Source organism: Arthrobacter sp. Hor0625 (assembly GCF_052567525.1).
Map to the genome: position 1 here is coordinate 2,826,241 of NZ_CP199586.1, position 24,132 is coordinate 2,850,372.

Here is a 24,132-nt window from a genome sequence, read left to right on the forward strand (position 1 = left end):
CGGCGACCCATGCCGTCGATGCCCCGGGGGTGCTGAGACGGGCCGAAAGACACCGTGACGGGGCGCCAGCGGCCCTTCATACTGACGGCATGAGTCACCCTCCTCCGGACCCCGCACCCGCCGCCGGGGCAGCGTCCGGCCAGGGGCCGGTGCCTCGGGGACACGGAGAGGCTGAGACGGGCACCTCCCAGCCGGGAGCGCCGGAACCGGACGCGCCGGGATCCGCAGAACCGGGAGAGTCCCGCCGCCGGCCGGACAAGGTCCTGCTCGGCATCGTCGCGGCCATCGCTGTCCTGGTCCTCGTCGCCCTTGCGGTCGTGTTCCTCCGGGGGGAGGCGCCTGAGCTGGATCCGGGGTCGCCGGCCGGGGTGGTGCAGCGCTACAGCAAGGCGGTGATCGAGGGCGACACTGCCGCCGCCGGTGCCTACCTGAGCGCCGACGCCCGCTCCCGGTGCGATAACTATTACGGTGTGGCCCAGGTCAGCAGCGTGGTCCTGATCTCGACGACGGACCGCAGGGAAACAGCGACCGTCAAGGTTTCCATTGTCCGCGGCACGGGCGGAGGACCGTTCGGCCCGGACGAATACGCCGAGGAGGCCGCCATCGGCCTGGTCAAAAGCGGAGGCACCTGGCTGATCAACGACCTGCCCTACAGCCTGCAAACCTGCACGTCCCTGGTCCCGAAAAAATGAGTGCCGAAAAAGTGAGTGCCGAAAAAGTGAGCGCCGAAAAGGCAGGTACCGTCAAAATGCACCCCGTCCCGGTGCCGGGCTCCGCCCAGGCGAAGGTCCGGCGCCTGGTTGTCTTTGTCCTGCTCTTTGCCCTGGTGATGATTGCCGCCAACGGCCTCAGCGGCCTCCTGGAGCGGATCCTGCGCGCGGGGCAGGTCCTCGCCGGGGAAGGCATCGAGGGGCTGGCCCTGTCCCTGGCGTTCACCCTGATCGGCGGTCCGCTGGCGGCACTGCTCTGGTGGTTCATCTGGCGCCGGCTGGACGAGGAGGGGGAGCGGGCGGCGCCGTCGTGGGGCCTCTACGTCGCGGCGGTCTACTCGTACTCCCTGATCATGACCGTCACGGCCCTGCTGGCGACGGCTGCCTCGTTTGTCGGCGACCGGACCCCGGAATGGCGTTCCTCCTTGTCCGTCGGGGTGGTCTGGGCCCTGGTCTGGTGGTGGCACCGCTGGATGTGGCGCCATCCGGCCCGCGGCCCACTCGAACTCACGACCGTCCCTGCCGTGGTCGGCACGTACTTCGGCCTGGCCCTCGGCATGGGGGCCGCGGTCACCGCCCTGGGCGGCCTGCTGGATGTGGCGGTCCGCGGCTCGATGGAGCTGACCTCAACCGTCGACCCCTGGTGGCACAGCACCCTCCGCGACCTGATCTGGTCGGCCGGCGGTGCCCTGGTCTGGTGGTGGCACTGGTTCCGCGGCGGGGCGAGGCGCCTTAGGGGCGGGTTCGCCGACGTCGGGCTGGTGGTCGTGGGGGTGATGGCGACGGGTGTGCTGGCGCTGGCCGGCGCCGGGACCATTCTCTTCGTGCTCCTGCGGCTCGCGTTCGACCGGCGGGATTCCCTCATGGTCCTGCTGGAACCCCTGGGCCTCGCCATTGCCGGCGCCGCCGTCGGAGCCCTGGTCTGGCGCTACTACCGCACCCAGGCGGCCGGCCGTTCCGAACGCACCCGGCAGGCCGGGGCACTGGTGACCTCCGGCGTCGCACTGGCGGTGGCCGCGACCGGCATCGGGGTGGTGGTGAACGCCGCCCTGTCCATCGCGGTCTCGCCGCTGGCCGGCGGGAACGCCCGGACGCTGCTGCTGGGCGGCCTGAGCTCCCTCGCGGTGGGCGGCTGCGTCTGGTGGCTGGCGTGGCGGCCCGCGAGGCAGCACCGGACGGACACCGCGGTGCCGGCGGGCCGGCGTGTCTACCTGGTCGCGGTCTTTGGCCTCAGCGCCATGGTGGCCCTGGTGGCCCTGCTGGTGATCGGCTACCGGATCTTCGAGTTCTTCCTCGGCGATGTGACGGGCGGCAGCCTGGTGGACCGGATCCGCGCGCCGCTGGGGCTGCTGGTGGCCACCGGTCTGGCCGCCGGTTACCACTTCGCCGTCTGGCGCCACGACAGGTCCCGGCTGACATCCGCCGCGGCCGGGCGCAGGCGCACGATCGGCCACGTGATCCTGGTGGCGGGCGGGGACGCCGGACCGTTGCGCCGCAGCATCGAGGAACGCACCGGGGCGGCGGTGACGGTCTGGAACCGGGCCGACGGCGGAACTCCCGGAGTGCCCGGTGCCGGCCCTGCCGTCCCCGTGCCAGCTGAGGCCGGGCCGGGTGCCGCAGGGCCGGGTGCCGCAGGGCCGGGTGTCGACGCCGGCCGCGTGGCGGACGCGCTGGCCGGCGTGAGCGCCAAGCGGGTGCTTGTCGTCGCCGGCCCGGGCGACCGGGTGGAAGTCATTCCGCTCCGGAGCTGACACCGGTCACCGAAGTACCGGCCACCGAAGTACCTGTCACGGAAGGCCGAACCGGCGCCGGTAGGCCCGTACCGCGCTGTGCACGGTGGGGTAGAAATGGTCCGGACCGAACCGGCCGCTGACGCCGAACCGGAGCAGCCGGTCCTTGATCGGCCCCTTCATCTCCGCGAAGACCAGGCTGATGCCCTGCCGGGCGAGTTCGTCGTCGAGTTCCACGAGGTCATCGAGGGCGGTGGTGTCCAGGTCGGTAATGGCCTCCGAGGCCACCAGCACCCACCGGACCGGGCCGGGGGCCTGCGCCACGAGGTTCCGGATGTGCTCGGCAAAGACGGCGCCGTTGGCGAAGAACAGCGGGGCATCGAAACGCGCGATCACCAGGCCGGGCACGCGGCTGCCCTCCGGGTGCCGGCTCAGGTCGTGGTAGCCGGGCCTGCCGCGGACGCTGCCCAGTTCGGTGCGGTACGGATCCCAGGCGCGCAGGACGAAAACCATCAGCGACAAGGCGATCGCCACCACCACGCCCTCCAGGACGCCGACGAACGCGACGCCCAGGAACGTCGCCAGCAGCAGCGCCGTCTCGGTGCGGCTCATCCTGACCAGCCGCACCAGGGTCCGGACATCGATGATCGATGCGGCCGCAACGATCACGACGGCGGCGAGCGTGCTGGAGGGCAGGTAAGCAGTGACTCCGGGCGCGGCCACCATGAACAGCACCACGAGCGCCGCAGCGGTCAGCCCGCTTACCGGGGTCCTCGCTCCCGCCTGCAGGGCCACCGGGGTGCGGGACGCGCTGCCGGAAACGGGGAAGCCGCCCACCAGCCCGCAGGCGGCATTGGCCAGGCCAAGGGCACCCATTTCCTGGTTGCCGTCCACGTGGATGCCGTCCCGCCGCGCCAGCGACTTGGAGAGCACGGACGTGTCAGCGAAGGCGATCAGCGCGATCCCGGCGGCCGGGCCGAGGAGCGCCAGCACGTCGGAGGCCCGGACGCTGCCCAGCTCCGGCGCCGGAGGACCCGGCGGCAGCGCGCCCACCACGGGCCCGACGGCGTCGGGGCCGACCGCTGCGGTAGCCGCCAGGGCCGCCAGCACGGCGAGCAGCATGCCGGGGACCTTCCAGGGCAGGGCCCGGCAGGCCAGGATGACGGCGATGCTGCCGGCGCCGAACAGCAGCGCGACCGGGTGGGCCGCGCCCTGGGCCAGTCCCCGGGCGGTGGCCGCGACGGCGTCGGCGGGGCTGCCGCCGTCGGCCGGGAGCCCGAAGAGCCGCGGCACCTGGCTGGCGATGACCACCAGCGCGATGCCGTTCAGGTAGCCCACACGGATGGGCTTGGACAGCAGGCCGGTGACAAACCCCAGCCTGAGGAACCGGCCGGCGACGAGGATCAGGCCGATCAGCATCGAGAGCACCCCGGCCAGCGCCACGGCATGGCCCGGACTGCCCGCGGCCAGGGGCAGGACCGCCGCCGCGATCATCGGTACCAGGGATGAATCGGGCCCCACGATCAGGACCCGGGAGGGGCCGAAGACCGCGTACACCAGCAACGGAACCACCGACGCGTAGAGGCCCGACACGGCCGGCAGCCCGGCCGCTTCGGCGTAGGCCATGCCTGCGGGAATCAGCGCGGCGCTCAGGGCGGCCCCCGCGGCGAGGTCGGCCGGCAGCCATGCCCTCCGGTAGTCCAGGACAATCCTGAGCCCGGGCGGTGCCTTCAGGGTCCAGCGGCGCGGCACGGCGGCACCGGGTTAGGTGCCGGTTTCCGGCCCGCTGACCGTGCCGGGCGCGTCCTGGCCGTACTCCGCCGAAATGAGGATGGGGAGGTGGTCGGACGCGCCGCGCGGCAGCGTCTCGACACTTTCAATCATGAGGCCCTGGGACGTCGCGAAGTCGAAGTGGCCCTTGAACACCTTGTAGCGGGTGTAGGTCCGGCGGTCGCTGAGCGAGAGCTCGTAGCCGGCGTCCTTCATCTGCTCCGTGAGGTATTTGGTGAAAAACGGGTAGTTGAAGTCGCCCACCATGAGCGTCATGAGCCCGCCGCCCATGCTCAGCAGCTCCGCGTGTGCGGCGTGGATCTGGTTGCGGCGCAACGAGTTCGACGCCGTGAGCGGTGCCGCGTGGAAGGAGGCGATGACCAGGTCGTGGTCCGTCTCGTTGTCCACCACCCGGGTGCCGATGAGCCGCTCGTGGGCCGGTGCCAGCACACGGTCGTGGAGCGACTTCTTCAGCGCGAACGTCTTGGTCTCACCGGCGGTGAAACGTTCCTTGCGGTAGTAGATGGCCAGGCCCAGCCGGTTGCCGCGCGTGGCGTCGGCAAGGTGCAGGCCGGCGATGCTCTCGGGCAGGTCTTCGGTGTCGCACTCCTGCAGACACAGGGCATCGATGTCGTAATCGCTGGCCAGCGCCTCAAGTTCGCCGCTGGCCTTGTGTTTGCGGAGGTTGTAGCTGATGACTCGGATCAGGGGGAGCACCTCTTCGCAGCATAGTCGGGGGTAAACCTGCCTCCGAGTCTACCCAGTCCCGCCCGCCCGGAGGGAACGGTGCCTTGCTGCGCCGCGGTTCCGGGGCGCCGTCCCGGGGGGCGGTAGGGTGGTGAAGATTCTCTGATTGATGCGGCGAAAGGGTCGACGTTGACTGCTGAACTACCGGTGCTCGCCGAGGGCGACTTCTACTATGAGGTGCTGGGGGACGGGCGCTTCCGCTCCACCATCCACGCCCAGGGCGCCTGGAATGCGCACGAACAGCACATGGCACCGGCGTCGGGCATCATGGCAGACTGCCTGGCCCGGCACGAACCGCGCGACGACATGCGGATGGCCCGGATCAGCTATGAAATCCTGGGCCTGATCCCGGGCGGGGAATTCGAGGTCACCACCACCACGCTGCGCCCCGGCCGGACCATCGAACTGCTGCAGGCGGAGCTCGTTGCCGGCGGCCGGGTGGCGATCCGGGCCACGGCCTGGCGGATGATCACCTCCGACACGTCCGCCGTCGCCGCCATCGAGGATCCGCGGATCCCGGCGCCTGAGGACTGCGAGCCGTACGACGCCTCGCAGGTCTGGCCCGGCGGGTACATCGCCTCGCTGCAGATGCGCCTCGCGGAAGGGCACCGGGCCGGTTCCGGCACCGTCTGGCTGCACACCGAGCATCCGCTGACGGACCGGGCCGACAGCAGCGACCTGGCCCGGCTGGTTGGCCTGGTGGACACCGCCAACGGCATCGCGGCGCGGGTTCCGCCGGGCAAGGACAGCTACGCCTTCCCCAACCTGGACCTGCAGATCCACATGTACCGGCGGCCCGAGGGCGAATGGCTGGGCCTGGACAATGAGGTCTCGTTCGGCACGGACGGCATCGGCCTGACCTCCACGGTGCTGCACGACCTGCAGGGACCGTTCGGCCGCGCTGAACAGATCCTGACGCTGCGCAAATCCTGAGGCCGCGCAAATCTCGGGGCGGCGCAAATCCCGGGGCCGGAACGGTCCGGCCGGGGCTAAGGCCGGGAGCCTAGTGGAACACAAGCCAGCCGACGAGCGTGGCCGCGCCGGTCAGGAACACGCCCCAGGCAATGTCGACGACGACGATCGCCAGCGGCCAGTTCTTCAGCGTGGCGGCGTTGGTGAGGTCATAGGTGGCGTACGCGAAGCCGCCGAGGGCGGCGCCGTAGCCGACCGCGGTGGCCCAGCCGCCGCCGTCGAGCGCCGGCCGGAGGGCGAAGAAAACGATCCCCGCGATGTACAGCACGTAGAACACCACGGCGTACCCTAGATGGGGCTTGTCCGCCATCAGATGGCCCAGGTGCCGGCGGTAGAACTTGCTCATGGACTTCAGCCAGATGGCGTCGATCACGGCGAACGCGGCGGCTACCACCAGGAATTGCAGAATGACCATAAGGGAGCATAACAACATGCAGCAGGCCGCGGCCGGACCCCGGACCCTGACCGTGTACCGGCAGCAGGAGTCCCTCGGCGCCGCGCAGGACCTGGACTTCGCCCTGGAGTTGCTGCAGCGGGTCAAGACCGGCGTGCTGGGCCCGATGCTGCGGCTGTACCGTCCCGAACCCACCGTCGCGTTCGGCCAGCGGGACACGCACCTGCCCGGATTCGAAGCCGCGGCGAAGGCCTGCCGGGAGCTGGGGTTCGAACCGCTGGTGCGGAAGGCCGGCGGCCGGGCCGCCGCCTACCACCAGGGCACGCTCGTGATCGACCACCTGGAGCCGGATGCCGACGCGATCGCCGGAGCCAAGGGGCGGTTCTCCTTCTTCGGCGAACTGCTGGCCCGGGCGCTGCGTGACGCCGGCCTGGACGCCGCCGTCGGGGAGATCCCCGGTGAGTACTGCCCGGGGGAGTTCAGCGTGCACGGTACCCATGCCGCCAACCCTGCCCACCGGATCAAGCTCATCGGCACCGCCCAGCGGGTGGTCTCCGGCGGGTGGCTGTTCAGCTCGGTGATCATCGTGCAGGACTCGGCGCCCATTCGGGCGGTACTGGAGGCCAGCTACGCGGCGCTGGGCCTGGACTGGGATCCGGCGACGGCGGGCGCCGCCGACGAGCTGGTGCCGGGCATTGACGTGCAGGGAGTCGAAGAAGCCGTCCTGGCCGCGTACGGCCGCTACGCGTCCTTGAAAGACGGCGACTTCGGGACCCTGCTGGCCTGACCCCGGGACCCAGCCAGCGGCTCAGCCGGGCCTGCGCGCCGCCAGGACCTGTTCGCGCAGGATGTCCGCGTGCCCGCAGTGCTGCGCGAGTTCCCGCAGCATGTGCAGGTAGACCCACCGAAGCGGCAGGGGCCCGCGGCGGTTGCCGGTGACCAGGTCGTCCAGCCCCAGCGCCGACGTCCGGGCCCGGGATGCGCTGCACGCCGCACGGTAGGCGGCCTGGACGCTGGCGATCGTGTCGCCCGGGTCAAGGATGAACGATTCATCCGGGGTCGCCGGGATGCCGATCTCCTGCCGGGTCCGGCGCGTGACGGCTTCGTCGAACCAGACCTTTTCCACAAACGTCGCGTGCTTGACCAGGCCCAGCAGCGTCGTGCGCGAGGGCACCAGCGCTGCCCGGGCCTCCGCCTCGCTCAGCCCGTCGAGGCAATCGTGCAGGGCGGCCCGGTGCTCATCGAGGAACGCGTCGAACTGCGCCCGCAGGTCCGCGGCGAAGATGCCCGGGTCCATGCTGGGGAATGTGCTCATAGCGCCACAGCCTACAAGGCCCCGCCCGGAATCCGGACGGGGCCCTGGCAACGGCAACAGGTGGCTTAGTGGCCGCGCGCGATCCATTCCTCAAGCTGCGGCGCCTCTGCGCCCACCGTCGTTGAATCCCCGTGGCCGGTGCGCACCACGGTGTCCGCCGGCAGCGTCAGCAGCCGGGTCTTGATGGATTCGATAATGGTGGGGAAGTCGCTGAAGGACCGGCCGGTCGCGCCGGGGCCGCCCTGGAACAGCGTGTCGCCGGTGAAGACCGTCCCCTCGCTCTCCAGCCGGAAGCTGACGGAACCGGGGGAGTGGCCGGGGGTATGCAGGGCCACCAGCCGGGCGCCGGCGACGTCGAACGTCTCGCCGTCGGAAATCGCGTGGTCCGGCTCGGTGCCCGGGAAGACCCGGTCCCAGAGCATCCAGTCGTCCGGGTGCAGGTAAACCGGCGCGCCCACCAGGTTCCGGACCTCGCCCACCGCGGCGATGTGGTCGTCATGGCCGTGGGTCAGCAGGATGGCCGTGACGGTCCGGCCGGCGACGGCGTCCGCGATCGCCGCGGCGTCGTGGGCCGGGTCGATCACCACGCATTCGGTGTCGTTGCCGACGATCCAGACGTTGTTCTCGACGTCCCAGGTGCCGCCGTCGAGCGAAAACGTGCCCGAGGTGACCAGCTGGTCGATCCGTACGCCGGCCCCGCTCACAGCTCCACCACCGAGCGGAGCACGGAACCGGCGTGCATCTTCTCGAAGGCTTCCTCGATCTGGTCGATCGTGATCCGCTCCGTGACGAAGGCGTCCAGATCCAGCCGTCCCTGCCGGTACAGGTCGATCAGCATCGGGAAGTCACGGGAGGGCAGGCAGTCGCCGTACCAGGAGGACTTCAGCGAGCCGCCGCGGCCGAAGACGTCCAGCAGCGGCAGCTCCAGGGTCATCTCCGGGCTGGGGACCCCCACCAGCACGACGGTGCCGGCGAGGTCGCGGGCGTAGAAGGCCTGCTTATACGTCTCGGGCCGCCCGACAGCGTCGATCACGACGTCGGCGCCGAAACCGCCGGTCAGTTCGCGGATCGCCTCAACCGGGTCGACGGCGGAGGAGTCCACCGTGTGGGTGGCGCCGAGTTCCTTGGCGCGTTCGAGTTTCTTGGCGTCGATGTCGACGGCGATCACGGTGGTGGCGCCGGCGAGCGCTGCGCCGGCTACGGCTGCCACGCCGACGCCGCCGCAGCCGATGACGGCCACGGAATCGCCGCGCCCGACGTTGCCGGTGTTGATGGCGGCGCCGAGGCCTGCCATGACGCCGCAGCCGAGCAGACCGACGGCGGCCGGATCGGCGTCGGGGTCGACCTTGGTGCACTGCCCAGCGGCCACCAGGGTCTTCTCGGCGAAGGCGCCGATGCCGAGCGCGGCGGTGAGTTCGGTGCCGTCCTCCAGGGTCATCTTCTGCGTGGCGTTGTGCGTGTTGAAGCAGTACTGCGGTTCGCCGCGGCGGCAGGCGCGGCATTCACCGCAGACGGCGCGCCAGTTCAGCACCACCCGGTCCCCGGGTGCCACCGCGGTGACATCGGGGCCCACGGCGCTGACCACGCCGGTGGCTTCGTGGCCCAGCAGGAAGGGGAAGTCATCATTGATGGCGCCCTGCTTGTAGTGCAGGTCCGTGTGGCAGACGCCGCAGGTGAGGATATCCACCAAGGCCTCGCCGGGCCCGGGATCCGGGACCAGGATGGTCTCCAGGGTGACCGGGGCGTTCTTGGACCGGACGATCGCGCCCTTGACTTTGTGGACCATGGGATAGCTCCTTTTCATCGCCGTCTCCCCGCCGGAAGCTGGCGGGAAACGGTACGGCGCGGACTTCTGGGGTGAGCCGGCAGTCCGCGCCGTACGTGGTGTTGGGGTGTGCTGAACGGGTTCCTACGCCGCGAGGCGGCTCTTGACCTCGGCCGCGGAGGGGTTGGTCGCGGCGGTGCCGTCCGGGAACAGGACGGTAGGAACCGTCCGGTTGCCACCGTTGAGCTGCTCAATGAGTTCGGCGGTGCCCTCGACTTCCTCGATGTTGATCTCGGTGTAGCCGATGCCCTGCGCGTCCAGCTGCTTCTTCAGCCGGTTGCAGTAGCCACACCAGGTCGTCGAAAACATGGTGATGGTGCCGGAATCGGGGGTGAAGTCCACGAAGTTCTCCTTAGGGCTGGTCGGCGGCGCCGGGGCGAAGCGCAGGGCGCCGATGAAGGTCATACGTCATTGCCCATAACCGTAACCCGTTGGCCGCTATTCCCGCAGATACTGTCCGGGACCCCGTCCCGGTGGCATGCTGGTGCCATGTGTGGACGCTATGTGATGGCCCGTGCGGTCGGGGACCTGCTGGCCGAATTCGACGCCGAACTCGAAGAGGAAGTGGTGATCCCGCCGTCGTGGAATGTCGCCCCGACCGCCGATGTGCCGATCCTGCTGGAGCGGCTGGTGGACGGGGCCCCCGTCCGGCAGCTGCACATCGCCCGCTGGGGCCTGGTGCCGTCCTGGGCCAAGGACCCCGGTATCGGCTCGAAGATGATTAACGCGCGCAGCGAAAGCGTGCTGGAGAAGCCTGCGTTCCGCAAGGCCACCCGCTCGCGGCGCTGTGCCGTGCCGGCCGACGGATATTACGAGTGGAAGGGCGAAGGCCGGGGAAAGCAGCCGTACTACGTGCACCCGAAGGACGGCAGCCCGGTGGTCTTCGCGGGGCTCTATGAATGGTGGAAGGACCCGTCGAAGGCCGAGGGGGACCCGGAGCGCTGGCTGCTCTCGACGTCGATCCTGACCACCGACTCGCCGCCGGAGGGCTACGCGGGCGGGATGCTTGCGGAACTGACGGCCCTGCACGACCGGGTTCCGCTGCCGATGGACCGCCGGACCATGGAGACCTGGCTGGATCCGCAGGCCGAAGACGCGGCCGCCCTCGTGGGGATCGTGCGGGCCAACGCGCATGACGTTGCCGAGGGCTGGACGATCGACGCCGTCGGCACCGCCGTCGGGAACGTCAAGAACGATTCGCCTGAGCTGATCCAGCCCGTGGGAAGCCTGTTCTAGCGCGGATCCGGCCGAGGCCGCTTGGCCGGGAGGCCTAGACCGTCACCCGGCCGTCGGCGTCGACCGTCCAGGTGGGATTGAAGGCCACCTCCCAGCGGAAGCCGTCAGGATCGGCGAAGTAGCCGGTGTAGCCTCCCCAGGGCTGGGTCCTGGCCGCCGCGACGATGACGGCTCCGGCAGCCTCCGCCTGGCGCAGGACCTCGTCCACCTCCGCGGCGCTGCCCACGTTGTGGCTCAGGGTGATGCAGGGAACCCCGGCGGGTGCGTCGGTGGCTGCCTCGGCCTGCATCTGGCCCGCGTCCCAGAGCGAGAGAATCAGGCCGTGGTTGGCCTGCAGGAAGAGCACATCGCCGGGAACCTCGCGGTGGACCGGCCACCCGAGCCCCTCGACGTAGAAGCGGCGCGAGGCGTCGACACTGCGGACGCCCAGTGAGATGAAGTCGACTCGTGGTTGCATCTTTCGATACTGTCATGGGCATGTCCACATCCCATCGTGACGCCAAAGACGCCCAGGCCGACAAGGACCAGCTCGCAGCCGTGCGGGTGGCGGTCGACGAGGTGGACGAGCAGATTGTCGCGTTGATCGGCCGCCGGGAGCGGCTGATCCGCATCGCCGGGACGCTCAAGGCCGACAGCGCCGAGGTGCGGGCACCGGGACGGGTGGAGCGGGTCCTTGAGCACGTCAAGGCCACCGCGGAGGCAAAAGACATCGACCCTGAAATCGTCACGGAGACGTACCAGGCGATGATCGCGGCGTTCACCCGGCTTGAACTGGACGTTTACAAGGCCGGCAACTGACCCGCGGCAGGATCCGCCGCGACGCGGTCCCCGGAGGCTACAGGGCCTCTTCGACCGGCACGTTGGCCTGGTAGTCCCGGCCGTCGCAGTCACTGTAGGCCGTCATAAGGTGGCCCTTGGTCAGGCCCATCACCGTACTGAGCGGAAAGTTCCCGGTGATGGTGTTGCCGGAATGCTCCACCCCCTTGAGGTCGAAGTTCTCCTCCGTGCCGTCATGGCTGAAGCAGAAAAAGGACACGGCCTCGCCGTTCATGAACTCGATTTCCATCCGGCGCTGATGGGAATGGTCCGGGGTGGACGCCACCAGCCCCACCACATACGCCCCCGAACTGGGGATATTCCCGTCAATATCGAATTTCGCCACCAAGGTTGAATCCTTGGCGGCGATACTTACGTGCTTCAGGAGTGCGCTGTGGGAGCTCATGGCTCAATCCTGCTACCTGCGCCTGCGTCCGTCCACCCCCGATCTAGGTTTTGTCCCGGCCCGGGCGTAGACTGGAAGCGTTCGAAGATATATTCGAATACTCGGTCCTGTGCCCTACCCGGGAACGGCCCGGGGAAAGCTTTGTTCAGGCCGGTATAGCGGCCAGCGGGTCCGGGAGGCGTCATGGGGATGTTCAGTGAGTCGGTGGACGTCGACTGCACGCCCGCAGGCCAGCCCCGGTCCCTGGAATGGGCCGGGCGGCACTATGACGTCTGCGCCGAACCGGTCCGCTGGTTCGAGCGGCGGCAATGGTGGGTGGAGGAAATGCGGGCTCCCCTGGGCGGCGGGGCAGGGCTGGTGGACCACGAGATCTGGCGGATCCAGGTCCGCGGGGCCGGTCACCCGGAGCAAAAACTCACCCTGGACCTGAGCCGCCACACCGGCAGCGGCCGCTGGCGGCTGCTGCGGATCCATGACGCCCTCCGCCCGGTCCGGAAAACGGAATCGGCATGAGCTTCACCCATCTGCACGTCTCCACCGCCTTTAGCGCCCACTATGGGGTTTCCTGGCCGGAGGAACTGGCAGCGTCAGCCGCGGCCGACGGTGCCACGGCGCTCGCCTGCACCGACCGCGACGGCCTGTACGGCACGGTCAAGCACCTGAAGGCCTGCATGGACGCGGGGCTGGACGCCGTCGTCGGCGTGGACCTTGCGGTCTTCGACGACGACGGCGACTTCCGCGCCCAGCCCGGCGGCCGCGTCGTCGTGCTGGCGCACGGGCAGAACCAGGGCGCGGGCTACCGTGCGCTGTGCCGGCTGGTCTCTGACGCCCATGCCCGCACCACCGGCAAGGCCGGCGGCACGGTGCCCGTCGCGGTGACCCGGGCGGAACTGGCCTCCCGCACCCTGGACCAGCACACCCTGAAGCCGGTCCTGACCGTCCTGCTTGGTCCGGACTCCGACGTCGGCCGCGCCATGACCGGGCGGCGCTACCTGCGCCCCCGCACCCTCTTCAAACGCTGGCTGGACGCCATGCCGCCGGGAACCGTCGCCGCCGAGGTGGTCTCGCAGCTCAGCCCGCCAGGTGAGCCGCTGAGCACCGCGCACGCGGTGCGGATGCTCAAGCTCGCGGCCGAACACGCGGTACCCGCCGTGCTGAGCAACGCCGTGCGGTACTGCGCCGAAGACGGAGCCGCAACGGCGGACGTGCTGGATTCCGCACGCACCCTGAAGTCCCTGCCCGAACTCGCCGCGGCCCCGCTGCTGCAACCGAACGGACAGGCCTGGCTGAAATCCGCAGGGCAGATGCAGCAGCTGGGCCGGGAAATCATGCACGCCGCCGGCTATGGCGCCGCGGACCTGAAAAGCCTGCTCGCCCAGACCGAGGCGCTCGCGGACCGCTGCCGGATGGACCCGGCCGCTGACATGGGCTGGAAGCAACCGGTAGTACCGGAGGCCTCGGTGATTGGGATTGCGGGCGACCCGCTCGTCGAACTCACCGGGCGCTGCGAGGCGGGCATCACCGCGCGTTTCCCCGGGATCGCCGGACGGCAGGCCGAAGAACTGCGCGCCCGGCTGGAACACGAGCTGAGGATCATCGACAACCTGGGTTTCGCGTCCTACTTCCTCACCGTCGCCGAGGTGTCCCGGATGATCCAGGACATGGGGGTCCGGGCAGCCGCCCGCGGTTCGGGAGCCTCCAGCCTGGTCAACTACCTCATCGGCGTCAGCCAGGTGAACCCGCTGCAGCACGACCTCATTTTCGAGCGCTTCCTCTCCCGGGACCGCGCCACGCTGCCGGACATCGACATCGACGTCGAAAGCGCCGAACGCCACAACGTCTACCGGAAAATCTTCGAGCGGTTCGGCGCCGAACGCGTCACCCTGATGAGCATGCAGAACGGCTACCGGGCCCGCGGCGCCGTCCGCGACGCCGGCCTGGCGCTGGGCATGGACGGCGGGGACATCGACGAGATCGCCAAGCAGCTGTGGCGGTTCTCGGCGCGGAACTTCCGCGAGGCCCTGGTGGAGAAACCCGAGCTGAAGGAGTTCGCCGGCCGGGTGGAGCAGCGCGACCTTGGCGAAAACCAGCAGCTGGACCTGCTGGTGGACCTGACCGAACGGCTCGACCGGCTGCCGCGGCACATTTCGATGCACCCTTGCGGAGTGATCCTGGGCGACGCGACCCTGCTGGACCGCACCCCGGTGCAGCCCAGCGGCCTGGGCCTGCCGATGAGCCAGTTCGACAAGCACGACATGGATCCGATGGGCATGCTCAAACTCGATGTCCTGGGTGTCCGCATGCAGAGCGCCATGGCTTTCGCCGTCCGTGAAGTGGTGCGGCTGCACCCGTCGAAGGCCGAGGTCATGGCCGCGGGCGGCCACCCGGCCGGACCCGACGGCACCGGACCGGACTTCATCGCCGCGGACGGCCGCATCGATCTCAACGCGGTTTCACTCGACGACGAACCCACCTTCGAGCTGATCCGCAGCACCCATACCCTGGGCTGCTTCCAGATCGAGTCCCCGGGCCAGCGGGAGTTGATCGGAAAGCTGGCGCCCCGGGAATTCAACGACCTCATCATTGACATCTCGCTGTTCCGGCCGGGGCCGATGAAATCGGACATGGTCCGGCCGTTCCTCGAACACCGGCATGGTTTCGCGCCGGAGGTATTTCCGCACCCCGACCTCAAGCCCGTGCTCCAGGAAACCCACGGTGTCACCGTCTTCCATGAGCAGATCCTCAAAACCTTCGACATCATGACCGGCTGCGGGCTGGCCCGGGCGGATGAATTCCGGCGCGCCCTGGGCAACGAGGTGCTGGAAGCCAAGGTGGAGGAATTCTTCCGCCGCGAAGCCCGGGCGCGGAATTACGCCCCCGGGGTGGTGGACAAGGTCTGGGGGACGCTCAAAGCGTTCGGCAGCTTCGGGTTCTGCAAGGCCCACGGCGCCGCCTTCGCCGTGCCCACCTACCAGTCGGCCTGGCTCAAGGCCCACCACCCGGAGGCGTTCCTCGCCGGGCTCTGGGAACACGATCCGGGCATGTATCCCAAGCGGCTGCTGGTGGCCGAGGCCCGGCGGCTGGGAATTCCCATTCTCCCGCTGGACATCAACCGCAGCCAGGCCGAATACCGGGTCGAACGGGTGGAAGCAGGCCCGGACCGGGGCAGGCTCGGCATCAGGCTGAGCCTGAACGGGATTTTCGGGCTTTCCGGCGCCGAGCTGAAGCGGATTGTGGCCGGGCAGCCCTTCGACTCGCTGGCGGACCTGCGAGCCCGGGCCCGGCTGAGCAAACCGAGTATCCAGCGGCTCGCCCAACTGGGCGCCTTCGATTCGCTGCACCGGAGCTCGGGAGGCAGCGCCAACCGGGCAGACCTGGTCCAGCACCTGCAGCAGCTCCAGGGCAAAACGCACCGCAAGGGTGCCGAGGTCATCGAGGGACAGCTGGCCCTGCCCCTGGGTGACGTCGAACTCAAGAACATCAAGGCCGGGCTGCCGGCCCCCACCCTGGTGGAGACCGTCCGGGCCGAACTCGACCTGATGGCCGTGGATGTCAGCAGCCACCTCATGTCCAGCCACCGGCCCCTGCTGGACCGGCTGGGAGTCACGACGGCGGACAAGCTGCTGGGCCTGCGCAACGGCACCGAGGTGCTGGTGGCGGGGGTGCGGGTTGCCACCCAGACCCCGCCGATGCGCGGCGGCCGCCGGGTGGTGTTCATCAGCATCGACGACGGGACCGGCTGCGTGGATTCGGTCTTCTTCCACGAGGCCCAGGAGCAGGCCGGCCCGCTGCTGTTCAGCACCCGGCTGCTCTTGATCCGCGGCACCACCCGCCGGACCGGGCCGCGCGGCATCAGCATCAGCGCCTCGATGGCCTGGGACCTCAGCCGCACCGACACCCTGCCCTTCCCTGCGCCCGCGGGCTCCGCCGGCGCCGAACCCGGTGACGCAGCGTCGCCGGTCCCCGCCGACGTGACCGTGCCGGGACCGCTGGACGGGATCCGGCGGAACCTTGCCATCACCGGGTTCGGCGGCTGACGGGCGGATTTTCCCCGCCAGCCTGCGTTGGTTGGCCCCTCCGGAACCCGATAGCATGGACGAGGCTGGCTGTGGTCCCCGTACGCCACAAGCTACGAAGCCTTAACTTTGAATAGGAGACACCCGTGTCAGATGCCCAGCAGATCACCCTTCTCGTCGACGGCGAAGAGACCAAGGTGACTACCGGGACCACCGGCGCGGAACTCTTTTTTGAGCGCCGCGACGTCGTTGTGGCCCGCGTCAACGGCGAGCTGAAAGACCTCGACCAGCCGCTGCCTGAAGGCGCCACCATCGAAGGGGTCACCATCGACTCCCCGGACGGCCTGAACGTCCTGCGCCACTCCACCGCCCACGTCATGGCGCAGGCCGTGCAGCAGCTGCGCCCCGACGCCAAGCTCGGCATCGGCCCCTACATCGCCGACGGTTTCTACTTCGACTTCGACGTCGAGGAGCCCTTCACCCCGGAAGACCTCCGCCAGCTGGAAAAGATGATGCAGAAGATCATCAACCAGAACCAGAAGTTCGTACGCCGCGTGGTCTCCGAGGACGAGGCACGCGAGGCGATGAAGAACGAGCCGTACAAGCTGGAACTGATCGGCCTGAAGGGTGCCGGCTCCGACGCCGACGGCTCGTCCGTGGAGGTCGGCGGCGGCGAGCTGAGCATCTACGACAATGTCGAGCGCAAGGAAGGCGCCACCGTCTGGTGCGACCTCTGCCGGGGGCCGCACCTGCCCAACACCAAGCTGATCTCGAACGCCTTCACCCTGACCCGCTCCTCGGCCGCCTACTGGCGCGGCAGCGAGAAGAACAAGCAGCTCCAGCGCATCTACGGCACTGCCTGGCCGACCAAGGAAGCGCTCAAGGCCTACCAGGAGCGGATCGCCGAGGCCGAGCGCCGCGACCACCGCAAGCTGGGCGCGGAACTGGACCTGTTCTCCTTCCCGGACGAGCTGGGCTCCGGCCTGCCGGTCTTCCACCCCAAGGGCGGCATTATCCGCAAGGCTATGGAGGACTATTCCCGCCAGCGGCACGTCGACGCCGGCTATGAATTCGTCTACACCCCGCACATCACCAAGGGCCACCTCTACGAGGTATCCGGGCACCTGGACTGGTACCGGGAGGGCATGTTCCCCGCCATGCACATCGACGCGGAACTCAACGAGGACGGCACCGTGCGCAAGCCCGGCCAGGACTACTACCTGAAGCCGATGAACTGCCCGATGCACAACCTGATCTTCCGTTCCCGCGGCCGCTCCTACCGCGAACTGCCGCTGCGGCTCTTCGAATTCGGTTCCGTCTACCGCTACGAGAAGTCCGGCGTCGTTCACGGCCTCACCCGGGTCCGCGGCATGACCCAGGACGACGCCCACATCTACTGCACCCGCGAGCAGATGAAGGACGAACTCACCAGCACGCTGAACTTCGTCCTCGCCCTGCTGAAGGACTACGGACTCAACGACTTCTACCTCGAGCTCTCCACCAAGGACCCGGAGAAATTCGTCGGCTCGGATGAGATCTGGGAGGAAGCCACCCGGACCCTCGCCGAGGTGGCCGAGGAATCCGGGCTGGAGCTGGTCCCGGATCCGGGCGGAGCGGCGTTCTACGGTCCCAAGATTTCGGTGCAGGCCCGCGACGCGATCGGCCGGACCTGGCAGATGTCCACCATCCAGCTGGACTTCAACCTGCCCGAGCGCTTCGAACTCGAGTTCCAGGCCGCCGACGGCACCCGCCAGCGCCCGGTGATGATCCACCGCGCCCTGTTCGGCTCGATCGAGCGCTTCATGGGTGTCCTGACCGAGCACTACGCCGGGGCGTTCCCGGCCTGGCTCGCGCCGGTGCAGGTGGTGGGCATCCCCGTCGCCGAGGCGTTCAACGACTACATGTTCGACGTCGTCGACAAGCTCAAGGCTGCCGGGATCCGGGCCGAGGTGGACATCTCCTCGGACCGCTTCCCGAAGAAGATCCGCACCGCCAGCAAGGACAAGATCCCGTTCGTGCTGATCGCCGGCGGCGACGACGCCGAGGCCGGTGCCGTGTCCTTCCGCTTCCGCGACGGCAGCCAGGACAACGGGGTGCCGGTGGAGGAAGCCGTGAGCCGGATCGTCGACGCCGTCCGCAACCGGACCAGCTAGCGGGGGAGCAGCACGTGCAGGAGACCACAGGCGCCGTCCCGGGCTACCCGGGCGACGACGGCGTGACCGACGACTTTGGCCTGGCCGGGGTGCCGGACGCGTTCCAGCGCTTGTGGACTCCGCACCGCATGGCGTACATCAAGGGCGGCCAGCACCAGTTCAAGAATCCGGACGACTGCCCGTTCTGCGTCGCGCCCGAGCGCGAGGACGACGACTCGCTGATCGTGTTCCGCGGCCGGTCCTGCTACGTCGTGCTGAACCTGTTCCCGTACAACCCGGGCCACCTCCTGGTCTGCCCTTACCGCCACATCCCGGACTACACCGACCTGACGGTGGAGGAGACCGCGGAGTTTGCGGACCTGACCCAGACCGCGATGCGGGTGCTGCGCAAGGTCGCCAACCCCACCGGCTTCAACCTCGGCATGAACCAGGGCGTCACCGGCGGCGCCGGGATCGCCGGCCACCTGCACCAGCACGTCGTGCCGCGCTGGGGCGGGGACGGGAACTTCTTCCCGATCATCGCCCAGACCAAGGCCATCACCCAGACCCTGGGCGAGGTCCGCCAGCAGGTCGCCGACGCCTGGCCCCAGAACAATGAGCGGGGCGGCGACCAGGGCAGCAACACGGGGCAGATGCCGGCCGGTGCGACGGATGCTTAACAAGCACGCCCGCGGATTCTTCACCGCGCTCTTCACCCCGTTCGCCCGCTGGCTGCTGCGGATCGGCGTCTCCCCGGATGCGGTCACCATCGTGGGGACCGCCGGCGTCGTCGTCGGCGCCCTGGTGCTTTACCCGCTGGGGGAGCTGTGGTGGGGGACCCTGTTCATCACCGCGTTCATCTTCTCCGACGTCATCGACGGGATCATGGCCCGGCTGCAGGACCGCGGCGGCCGCTGGGGCAACTTCCTGGACTCCACCCTGGACCGGATCGCCGACGGCGCCCTCTTTGCCGGCGTCGCCATCTGGTTCTTCACCGGCGGCGCGGACACGGCGATCGCCGTCGCGGCGCTGCTCTGCCTGGTCCTCGGCATGGTGGTCTCCTACGCGCGGGCCAAGGCTGAGGCCTTGGGCTTCCACGCCAACGTCGGCATCGCCGAACGCGCCGAGCGGCTCGTCTCGGTGCTGGTGGTCACCGGCTTCACCGGGCTGGGCCTGCCCACCGTGGTCCTGTTCGCCACCCTGTGCCTGCTGGCTTTGGCCAGCTTCGTCACCGTCGTGCAGCGCATCACCGCGGTGCACCGCCAGGCACAGGACGAACACCGGGGAACCGCGAGCGAGCCGGCGGCCTGAGCGCCGCACCCGCCGTTTCCTAGCGGGCCCCTCCCGGGGCGCTTTCCGCGGCGGGAGGGACCGTAACCGGAATTCAAACCCTCCGCGGCGGGGGACTAGTATTACCCTTACCGGCCAATGGTTCCCGGTAATCCGGTGTGTGCGAGCGAGTATGCGAGATTCCGATCCGCGTGCCCTCCGCGCCCCGGCGAGGTCATCTATCTACCCATAGGGGTTTTTGTGTCTACACCTGATGTAAGCAGCGAAGCCGGCGCGTCCGCCAAGAACGTTACGGGCAGCAGCCGCGTCAAGCGCGGCATGGCGGAGATGCTCAAGGGCGGCGTCATCATGGACGTCGTCAACGTCGAGCAGGCCCGCATTGCCGAGGACGCCGGTGCCGTGGCCGTGATGGCGCTGGAGCGCGTTCCCGCCGACATCCGCGCCCAGGGCGGCGTGTCCCGCATGTCCGATCCGGACATGATCGACAAGATCATCGATGCCGTGTCCGTGCCGGTCATGGCCAAGGCCCGCATCGGCCACTTCGTCGAGGCGCAGGTCCTGCAGTCCCTCGGCGTCGACTACATCGACGAGTCCGAGGTCCTGACCCCGGCCGACTACACCAACCACATCGACAAGTGGAACTTCACGGTTCCCTTCGTCTGCGGTGCCACGAACCTCGGTGAAGCGCTCCGCCGCATCAACGAGGGGGCGGCCATGATCCGCTCCAAGGGTGAGGCCGGTACCGGCGACGTCTCCAACGCCACCACCCACATGCGCCAGATCCGCGCCGAGATCCTGAAGCTGGCCGCCCTGCCCGAGGACGAGCTCTACGTCGCCGCCAAGGAACTGCAGGCCCCGTACGAACTGGTCAAGGAAGTTGCCGCCACCGGCAAGCTCCCGGTGGTGCTCTTCACGGCCGGCGGCATCGCCACCCCGGCCGACGCCGCCATGATGATGCAGCTCGGCGCCGACGGCGTCTTCGTCGGCTCCGGCATCTTCAAGTCCGGCAACCCCGCCCAGCGCGCCGCCGCCGTCGTGAAGGCCACCACCTTCTTCGACGACCCGGACGTCATCGCCAAGGCGTCCCGCGGCCTGGGCGAGGCCATGGTGGGCATCAACGTCGACGAAATCCCGCAGCCGCACCGCCTCGCCGAGCGCGGCTGGTAACTCGCGCTGTTGAGGGCGCCGGACGGCGCTGATCCTCTGCGTGCTATTCCCCGCGCCTTGTTCGCAGCTAAGCGGCTGGCCGGGGCGCGGGGCCCCTTTTACGCACGCTGCCGGATCACACCGCCCGGCGCCTTGCGCTTCTGATGAATACGACGGCGGCCGGTCACCCTTTCCGGTGGCCGGCCGCCGTCGATTGTTCTTAAGCGACCTACTCCAGGCCGCGGCGCTGCAGCAGCGGTTCCAGTCCGGCGTCGCGGCCGCGGAAGGCACGGAATGATTCCAGCGGGTCGCGGCTGTTGCCCCGGGAGAGCAGCTCGGCGCGGAAGAAGTCGCCGTTGGCCCGGGTGAGGCCGCCGTTGTCCTTGAACCACTCCACTGTCTCGGCGTCGAGCACTTCGCTCCAGATGTAGGAGTAGTAGCCCGCCGCGTACCAGCCTCCGGCGAAGATGTGCTGGAAGTAGCCGGTGCGGTAGCGGGGCGGGATCAGGCTGTGCGCCACCCCGGCCGCGGCCAGGGCCTTGGCCTCGAACTCCAGCGCGTCCTCCGGGATGTCCGAGCCGTCCAGGACGTGCCAGGCCAGGTCCAGCAGCGCCGCGCCGAGGTACTCGGTGGTGCCGAAGCCCTCGCCCCACAGTGCGGCGGCCTCGAGCTTGTCCACGGTTTCCTGCGGCAGTGGCTCTCCGGTGGCGTGGTGTTTGGCGTAGTTCGCGAGCACCTCCGGCCACATGATCCACATCTCGTTGACCTGGGAGGGGTACTCGACGAAGTCCCGCGGCACGGAGGTGCCGGAGAAACGCGGATAGGTGACGGCGGAGAAGAGCCCGTGCAGGGCGTGGCCGAATTCGTGGAAGGTGGTCCGCAGCTCGTCGAGGGTCAGCAGCGTCGGCTCACCGGCCGGCGGCTTGGAGATATTGAGGTTGTTGATCACCACGGGCCGGTTGTCCAGCAGCCCGGACTGCTCCACGAGCGAGTTCATCCACGCGCCGCCGCGCTTGCTCTCCCGGGTGTAGTAGTCACCCAGGAACAAGCCCAGGTCGGTGCCGTCGGAGTTCTTCACTTCCCAGACCCGGACGTCCGGGTGGTAACCGGCCAGGTCGGTGCGTTCGTGGAACGTGATCCCGTACAGGGCGTTCGCGGCGAAGAAGACGCCGTCCTTCAGGACCCGGTCCAGCTCGAAGTAGGGCCGCAGCGCCTGCTCGTCCACGGCGTAGCGCTCCCGCTTCACCTTCGCCGCGTAATAGGCCCAGTCCCAGGCCTCCAGGGGGTGACCGGCGATTTCCGCCAGGGCCTCCGCCTCGGCGTCGGCGTTGCGGACGGCGGCAGGGGCGAGCCGGTTCATCATGGCCTGGACTGCCTCAAAGTCCGGCGCGGTCTGCTGGTCCACGCTGAGCTCGGCGAAGTTGGCGAAGCCCAGCAGTGTGGCCTTCTCGGCGCGGAGCCGGACCATGTCCTTGACCAGGTCCAACACGTCGAGGCTGTCGCCGCCGCTGCCGCGACCGGTCGAGGCCTCGAACAGCCGCCGCCGCACTTCCCGGTTTTCCAGCGCGGCCAGCGCAGGCTGGTTGCTGGGCTGGATCAGCGTGAGCAGGAACTTTCCCTCATGGCCGGCGGTGCGCGCCGCCTCGGCGGCGCTGGCGACGTCGTCCGCCGGCAGACCGGCGAGGTCGGCGGCGTCGTCCAGCAGCAGCGAGGCGGACTTCATCCCCTCCTTCACCCGCTGGCCGAACTCGGTGCCCAGGGTGGAGAGTTCGGCATTGATGGCCTTCAGCCGGTCCTGGCCGGCCGGATCCAGCCCGATGCCGGACTGGCGGAACTCCTTCAGGTACTCCTCCACCAGCCGCCGGGACTCGGCGTCGAGCCGGTCCGTGCTGATGGCTGCGAAGCGTTCGTAGAGGCCACGGTTGAGGTACACCGCATCCTGGTGGGCCGAGAACTTCGGGGAAAGGCTGGTCTCCAGTTCGCGGATGGCGTCGGTGGCGTCGGCGGACACCAGCGTGAAGAAGGACGCCGCCGCGCGCTGCAGCAGCTGGCCGGACCGTTCCATCGCCAGCGCCGTGTTCTCGAACGACGCCGGTTCGGGGCTGTCCACGATCGCCTGGATCTCCGCGAGGTGTTCGGCAAGGCCGGCCTCGACGGCTTCGGCGTAGTGCGGGACCTCGATGTCCGCGAACGGCGGCAGTTGGTACGGCAGGGGGCTGGGGCTCAGGAGCGGGTTAGTCATGAAATAACTCTTTCATGCACGGCGGGCGTACACAACGGAATGGTGGGCGTGTTGTGACCCCGGCCACCGTACGATAGCGGAATGCGAACCATCACCTCCTTCCGGTCCGGCCGGCTGCTGGCCGGACCGGCGGCACTCGTCCTTGCCGCCTTGCTGGCGTCCTGCGGCCTGGCCTCAAACCCGAGTGCGGAATCCCCGGGTGCCTCCGCGGGTGCATCCGCAGGAAAAGACACAGCCGCGACGGCCGGGGCCGGGCCGGGCGGCCAGTCCACGCCCGGAGCCGCGGCGGAGACCCCGACCCCAAGCCCGTCGCCCACCCCGACGCCGGGGAAGGGCCCGGCGTGCCCGGGAGTCCGCTGCGCCTCCGTCCTGGTGACCGGCGACATGCTCGTCCACACGCAGCTCTGGGAGCAGGCCCGCGCCGACGCCCTCGCCGCCGGCGCCAAGGGACTGGACTTCGAGCCGCTGCTGGCGGGCCAGCGCCGCTACATTGCCAAGAGCGATCTCGCGATCTGCCAACAGGAGACGCCGGTATCCAGCCCCACCGGGCCGTTCTCCGCCTACCCGTCGTTCAATGTGCCGCCGCAGATCATCACGGCCGCGCAGCAGGTCGGTTACCAGGCCTGCACCACCGCGAGCAACCACACGATCGACCAGGGGACGGCGGGGCTGGTCCGCACCCTGGACGCCCTGGATGCCGCCGGGTTGCAGCACACCGGCTCCTACCGCAGCGAAGCCGACTCCCGCGAGGTGATGATCCTGCAGACCCCCGCGGCCAAAATCGCCGTGATCGAGGGCGCCTACGGACTCAACGGGCAGCTCCCGGAGCACGCCTGGCAGGTGGACATGCTCGACCCGGCCGCGATGATCGCCAAGGCCAGGAAGGCGCGGGCGCTCGGGGCCGACATCGTGCTCGGCGTCATGCATGCCGGTGATGAGTACGCCAGCGCGCCGAACGCCGAGCAGCGCAGCGTGGCGCACGCCCTGGTGGACAGCGGCCAGTTCACCATGATCTACGGCCACCACACCCACTCGGTCCTGCCGATCGAACGCTATAAGGGGACCTGGATCGCCTACGGGCTGGGCAACGGCGTCACCGAACTCTCGCCCTGGTATGTGGTCAACAACGAGGGCCTGCTGGTGCGGGCACAGTTCAGCCAGGACGCCGCCGGCAAGTGGTCCGCCTCCGACCTGGGCTGGGTACCGTCCGTCATCGTCCGGGACCCCTACCGGTGGTGTTCGGTCGCCTCCGACGCCCCGCAGGGTCCATGCGCCGGTGCCGCCGCGGACGCCGCGACGAGAACGCGGACCCGGACTGTCGTCGAGTCCATGGGTGCGGCCGCCGCCGGGGCGCACGAACTGCTGATCACCAAGGAACGCTAGGC

General features: G+C 69.3%; 23 protein-coding genes. 13 read left to right on the forward strand and 10 right to left on the reverse strand.

The genetic code is table 11. From position 1 onward, the window contains the following. The first annotated feature begins 89 nt into the window (after nt 1-89). Entirely contained in the window at nt 90-692 is a 603-nt protein-coding gene (locus tag ACTWLI_RS13030; RefSeq protein WP_445154224.1) for a hypothetical protein, read from the forward strand. 11 nt (nt 693-703) lie between these two features. Beyond that, nucleotides 704-2,461, forward strand: a complete 1,758-nt coding sequence (locus ACTWLI_RS13035; protein ID WP_445154225.1) for a DUF5671 domain-containing protein — start codon at nt 704-706, stop codon at nt 2,459-2,461. 36 nt (nt 2,462-2,497) lie between these two features. On the opposite strand, the gene ACTWLI_RS13040 is transcribed toward ACTWLI_RS13035, so the two are convergent. Both ACTWLI_RS13040 and ACTWLI_RS13045 read right to left on the reverse strand, forming a co-directional pair. After that, nucleotides 2,498-4,192, reverse strand: a complete 1,695-nt coding sequence (locus ACTWLI_RS13040) for a SulP family inorganic anion transporter (protein ID WP_445154226.1) — start codon at nt 4,190-4,192, stop codon at nt 2,498-2,500. A gap of 12 nt (nt 4,193-4,204) precedes the next feature. Then, complete coding sequence (locus ACTWLI_RS13045) at nt 4,205-4,915, reverse strand: endonuclease/exonuclease/phosphatase family protein (protein ID WP_445156185.1); 711 nt, start codon at nt 4,913-4,915, stop codon at nt 4,205-4,207. Nucleotides 4,916-5,086: 171 nt separating this feature from the next. On the opposite strand from ACTWLI_RS13045, the gene ACTWLI_RS13050 reads away from it, so the two are divergent. Next, a complete protein-coding gene (locus ACTWLI_RS13050; RefSeq protein ID WP_445154227.1) occupies nt 5,087-5,890 on the forward strand; it encodes a thioesterase family protein in 804 nt (267 codons plus the stop codon). A 70-nt stretch (nt 5,891-5,960) separates the two neighbouring features. Here the strand turns inward: ACTWLI_RS13050 and ACTWLI_RS13055 are convergent, their stop codons facing one another. Next, nucleotides 5,961-6,344 (reverse strand): DUF2177 family protein, encoded by a 384-nt coding sequence (locus ACTWLI_RS13055; protein WP_445154228.1) that lies wholly within the window; start codon nt 6,342-6,344, stop codon nt 5,961-5,963. Between the two features lie 16 nt (nt 6,345-6,360). Between ACTWLI_RS13055 and ACTWLI_RS13060 the strand changes: the two genes are divergently transcribed. Further along, nucleotides 6,361-7,110 carry a lipoate--protein ligase family protein gene (locus tag ACTWLI_RS13060; RefSeq protein WP_445154229.1) on the forward strand — a complete coding sequence of 250 codons (750 nt, stop codon included), beginning with the start codon at nt 6,361-6,363 and terminating at the stop codon, nt 7,108-7,110. Nucleotides 7,111-7,131: 21 nt separating this feature from the next. Here the strand turns inward: ACTWLI_RS13060 and ACTWLI_RS13065 are convergent, their stop codons facing one another. The 4 genes from ACTWLI_RS13065 to ACTWLI_RS13080 form a co-directional block, all read right to left on the reverse strand. Continuing rightward, the gene (locus ACTWLI_RS13065; RefSeq protein WP_445154230.1) at nt 7,132-7,638 is read right to left on the reverse strand and encodes a DinB family protein; all 507 of its coding nucleotides are present in this window, start codon (nt 7,636-7,638) and stop codon (nt 7,132-7,134) included. A 65-nt stretch (nt 7,639-7,703) separates the two neighbouring features. Next, nucleotides 7,704-8,342, reverse strand: a complete 639-nt coding sequence (locus ACTWLI_RS13070; protein WP_445154231.1) for an MBL fold metallo-hydrolase — start codon at nt 8,340-8,342, stop codon at nt 7,704-7,706. Beyond that, entirely contained in the window at nt 8,339-9,424 is a 1,086-nt protein-coding gene (locus ACTWLI_RS13075) for an S-(hydroxymethyl)mycothiol dehydrogenase (protein ID WP_445154232.1), read from the reverse strand. The genes ACTWLI_RS13070 and ACTWLI_RS13075 overlap by 4 nt, the downstream gene beginning before the upstream one ends. Nucleotides 9,425-9,547: 123 nt before the next feature. Then, nucleotides 9,548-9,805 (reverse strand): mycoredoxin, encoded by a 258-nt coding sequence (locus ACTWLI_RS13080; RefSeq protein WP_445156186.1) that lies wholly within the window; start codon nt 9,803-9,805, stop codon nt 9,548-9,550. Nucleotides 9,806-9,952: 147 nt separating this feature from the next. Here ACTWLI_RS13080 and ACTWLI_RS13085 point away from each other — a divergent pair, with 147 nt between their 5' ends. Next, a complete protein-coding gene (locus ACTWLI_RS13085; RefSeq protein WP_445154233.1) occupies nt 9,953-10,699 on the forward strand; it encodes an SOS response-associated peptidase in 747 nt (248 codons plus the stop codon). A gap of 34 nt (nt 10,700-10,733) precedes the next feature. On the opposite strand, the gene ACTWLI_RS13090 is transcribed toward ACTWLI_RS13085, so the two are convergent. Continuing rightward, entirely contained in the window at nt 10,734-11,156 is a 423-nt protein-coding gene (locus ACTWLI_RS13090; protein WP_445154234.1) for a VOC family protein, read from the reverse strand. 14 nt (nt 11,157-11,170) lie between these two features. Here ACTWLI_RS13090 and ACTWLI_RS13095 point away from each other — a divergent pair, with 14 nt between their 5' ends. Continuing rightward, nucleotides 11,171-11,497: a chorismate mutase gene (locus ACTWLI_RS13095; RefSeq protein WP_445154235.1), complete on the forward strand. Its 327-nt coding sequence runs from the start codon at nt 11,171-11,173 to the stop codon at nt 11,495-11,497. Nucleotides 11,498-11,534: 37 nt separating this feature from the next. Here ACTWLI_RS13095 and ACTWLI_RS13100 read toward each other — a convergent pair whose 3' ends face one another. Further along, a complete protein-coding gene (locus ACTWLI_RS13100) occupies nt 11,535-11,921 on the reverse strand; it encodes a hypothetical protein (RefSeq protein ID WP_056739095.1) in 387 nt (128 codons plus the stop codon). Nucleotides 11,922-12,104: 183 nt separating this feature from the next. Between ACTWLI_RS13100 and ACTWLI_RS13105 the strand changes: the two genes are divergently transcribed. The 6 genes from ACTWLI_RS13105 (at nt 12,105) to pdxS (ending at nt 20,526) form a co-directional block, all read left to right on the forward strand. Beyond that, the gene (locus ACTWLI_RS13105) at nt 12,105-12,434 is read left to right on the forward strand and encodes a DUF6504 family protein (RefSeq protein WP_445154236.1); all 330 of its coding nucleotides are present in this window, start codon (nt 12,105-12,107) and stop codon (nt 12,432-12,434) included. Continuing rightward, the gene (locus ACTWLI_RS13110; RefSeq protein WP_445154237.1) at nt 12,431-15,958 is read left to right on the forward strand and encodes a DNA polymerase III subunit alpha; all 3,528 of its coding nucleotides are present in this window, start codon (nt 12,431-12,433) and stop codon (nt 15,956-15,958) included. The genes ACTWLI_RS13105 and ACTWLI_RS13110 overlap by 4 nt, the downstream gene beginning before the upstream one ends. A gap of 125 nt (nt 15,959-16,083) precedes the next feature. Continuing rightward, nucleotides 16,084-18,090: a threonine--tRNA ligase gene (gene thrS, locus ACTWLI_RS13115; protein ID WP_445154238.1), complete on the forward strand. Its 2,007-nt coding sequence runs from the start codon at nt 16,084-16,086 to the stop codon at nt 18,088-18,090. A 14-nt stretch (nt 18,091-18,104) separates the two neighbouring features. Next, complete coding sequence (locus tag ACTWLI_RS13120; protein WP_445154239.1) at nt 18,105-18,749, forward strand: HIT family protein; 645 nt, start codon at nt 18,105-18,107, stop codon at nt 18,747-18,749. Next, nucleotides 18,742-19,380 carry a phosphatidylinositol phosphate synthase gene (gene pgsA, locus ACTWLI_RS13125; protein ID WP_445154240.1) on the forward strand — a complete coding sequence of 213 codons (639 nt, stop codon included), beginning with the start codon at nt 18,742-18,744 and terminating at the stop codon, nt 19,378-19,380. The genes ACTWLI_RS13120 and pgsA overlap by 8 nt, the downstream gene beginning before the upstream one ends. A gap of 219 nt (nt 19,381-19,599) precedes the next feature. Further along, nucleotides 19,600-20,526, forward strand: coding sequence for a pyridoxal 5'-phosphate synthase lyase subunit PdxS (gene pdxS, locus ACTWLI_RS13130; protein WP_445154241.1), 927 nt, complete (start codon nt 19,600-19,602; stop codon nt 20,524-20,526). 208 nt (nt 20,527-20,734) lie between these two features. Here pdxS and ACTWLI_RS13135 read toward each other — a convergent pair whose 3' ends face one another. Beyond that, the gene (locus ACTWLI_RS13135) at nt 20,735-22,747 is read right to left on the reverse strand and encodes a M3 family metallopeptidase (protein WP_445154242.1); all 2,013 of its coding nucleotides are present in this window, start codon (nt 22,745-22,747) and stop codon (nt 20,735-20,737) included. 81 nt (nt 22,748-22,828) lie between these two features. Between ACTWLI_RS13135 and ACTWLI_RS13140 the strand changes: the two genes are divergently transcribed. Beyond that, complete coding sequence (locus tag ACTWLI_RS13140; protein ID WP_445154243.1) at nt 22,829-24,130, forward strand: CapA family protein; 1,302 nt, start codon at nt 22,829-22,831, stop codon at nt 24,128-24,130. Nucleotides 24,131-24,132: the final 2 nt, after the last annotated feature.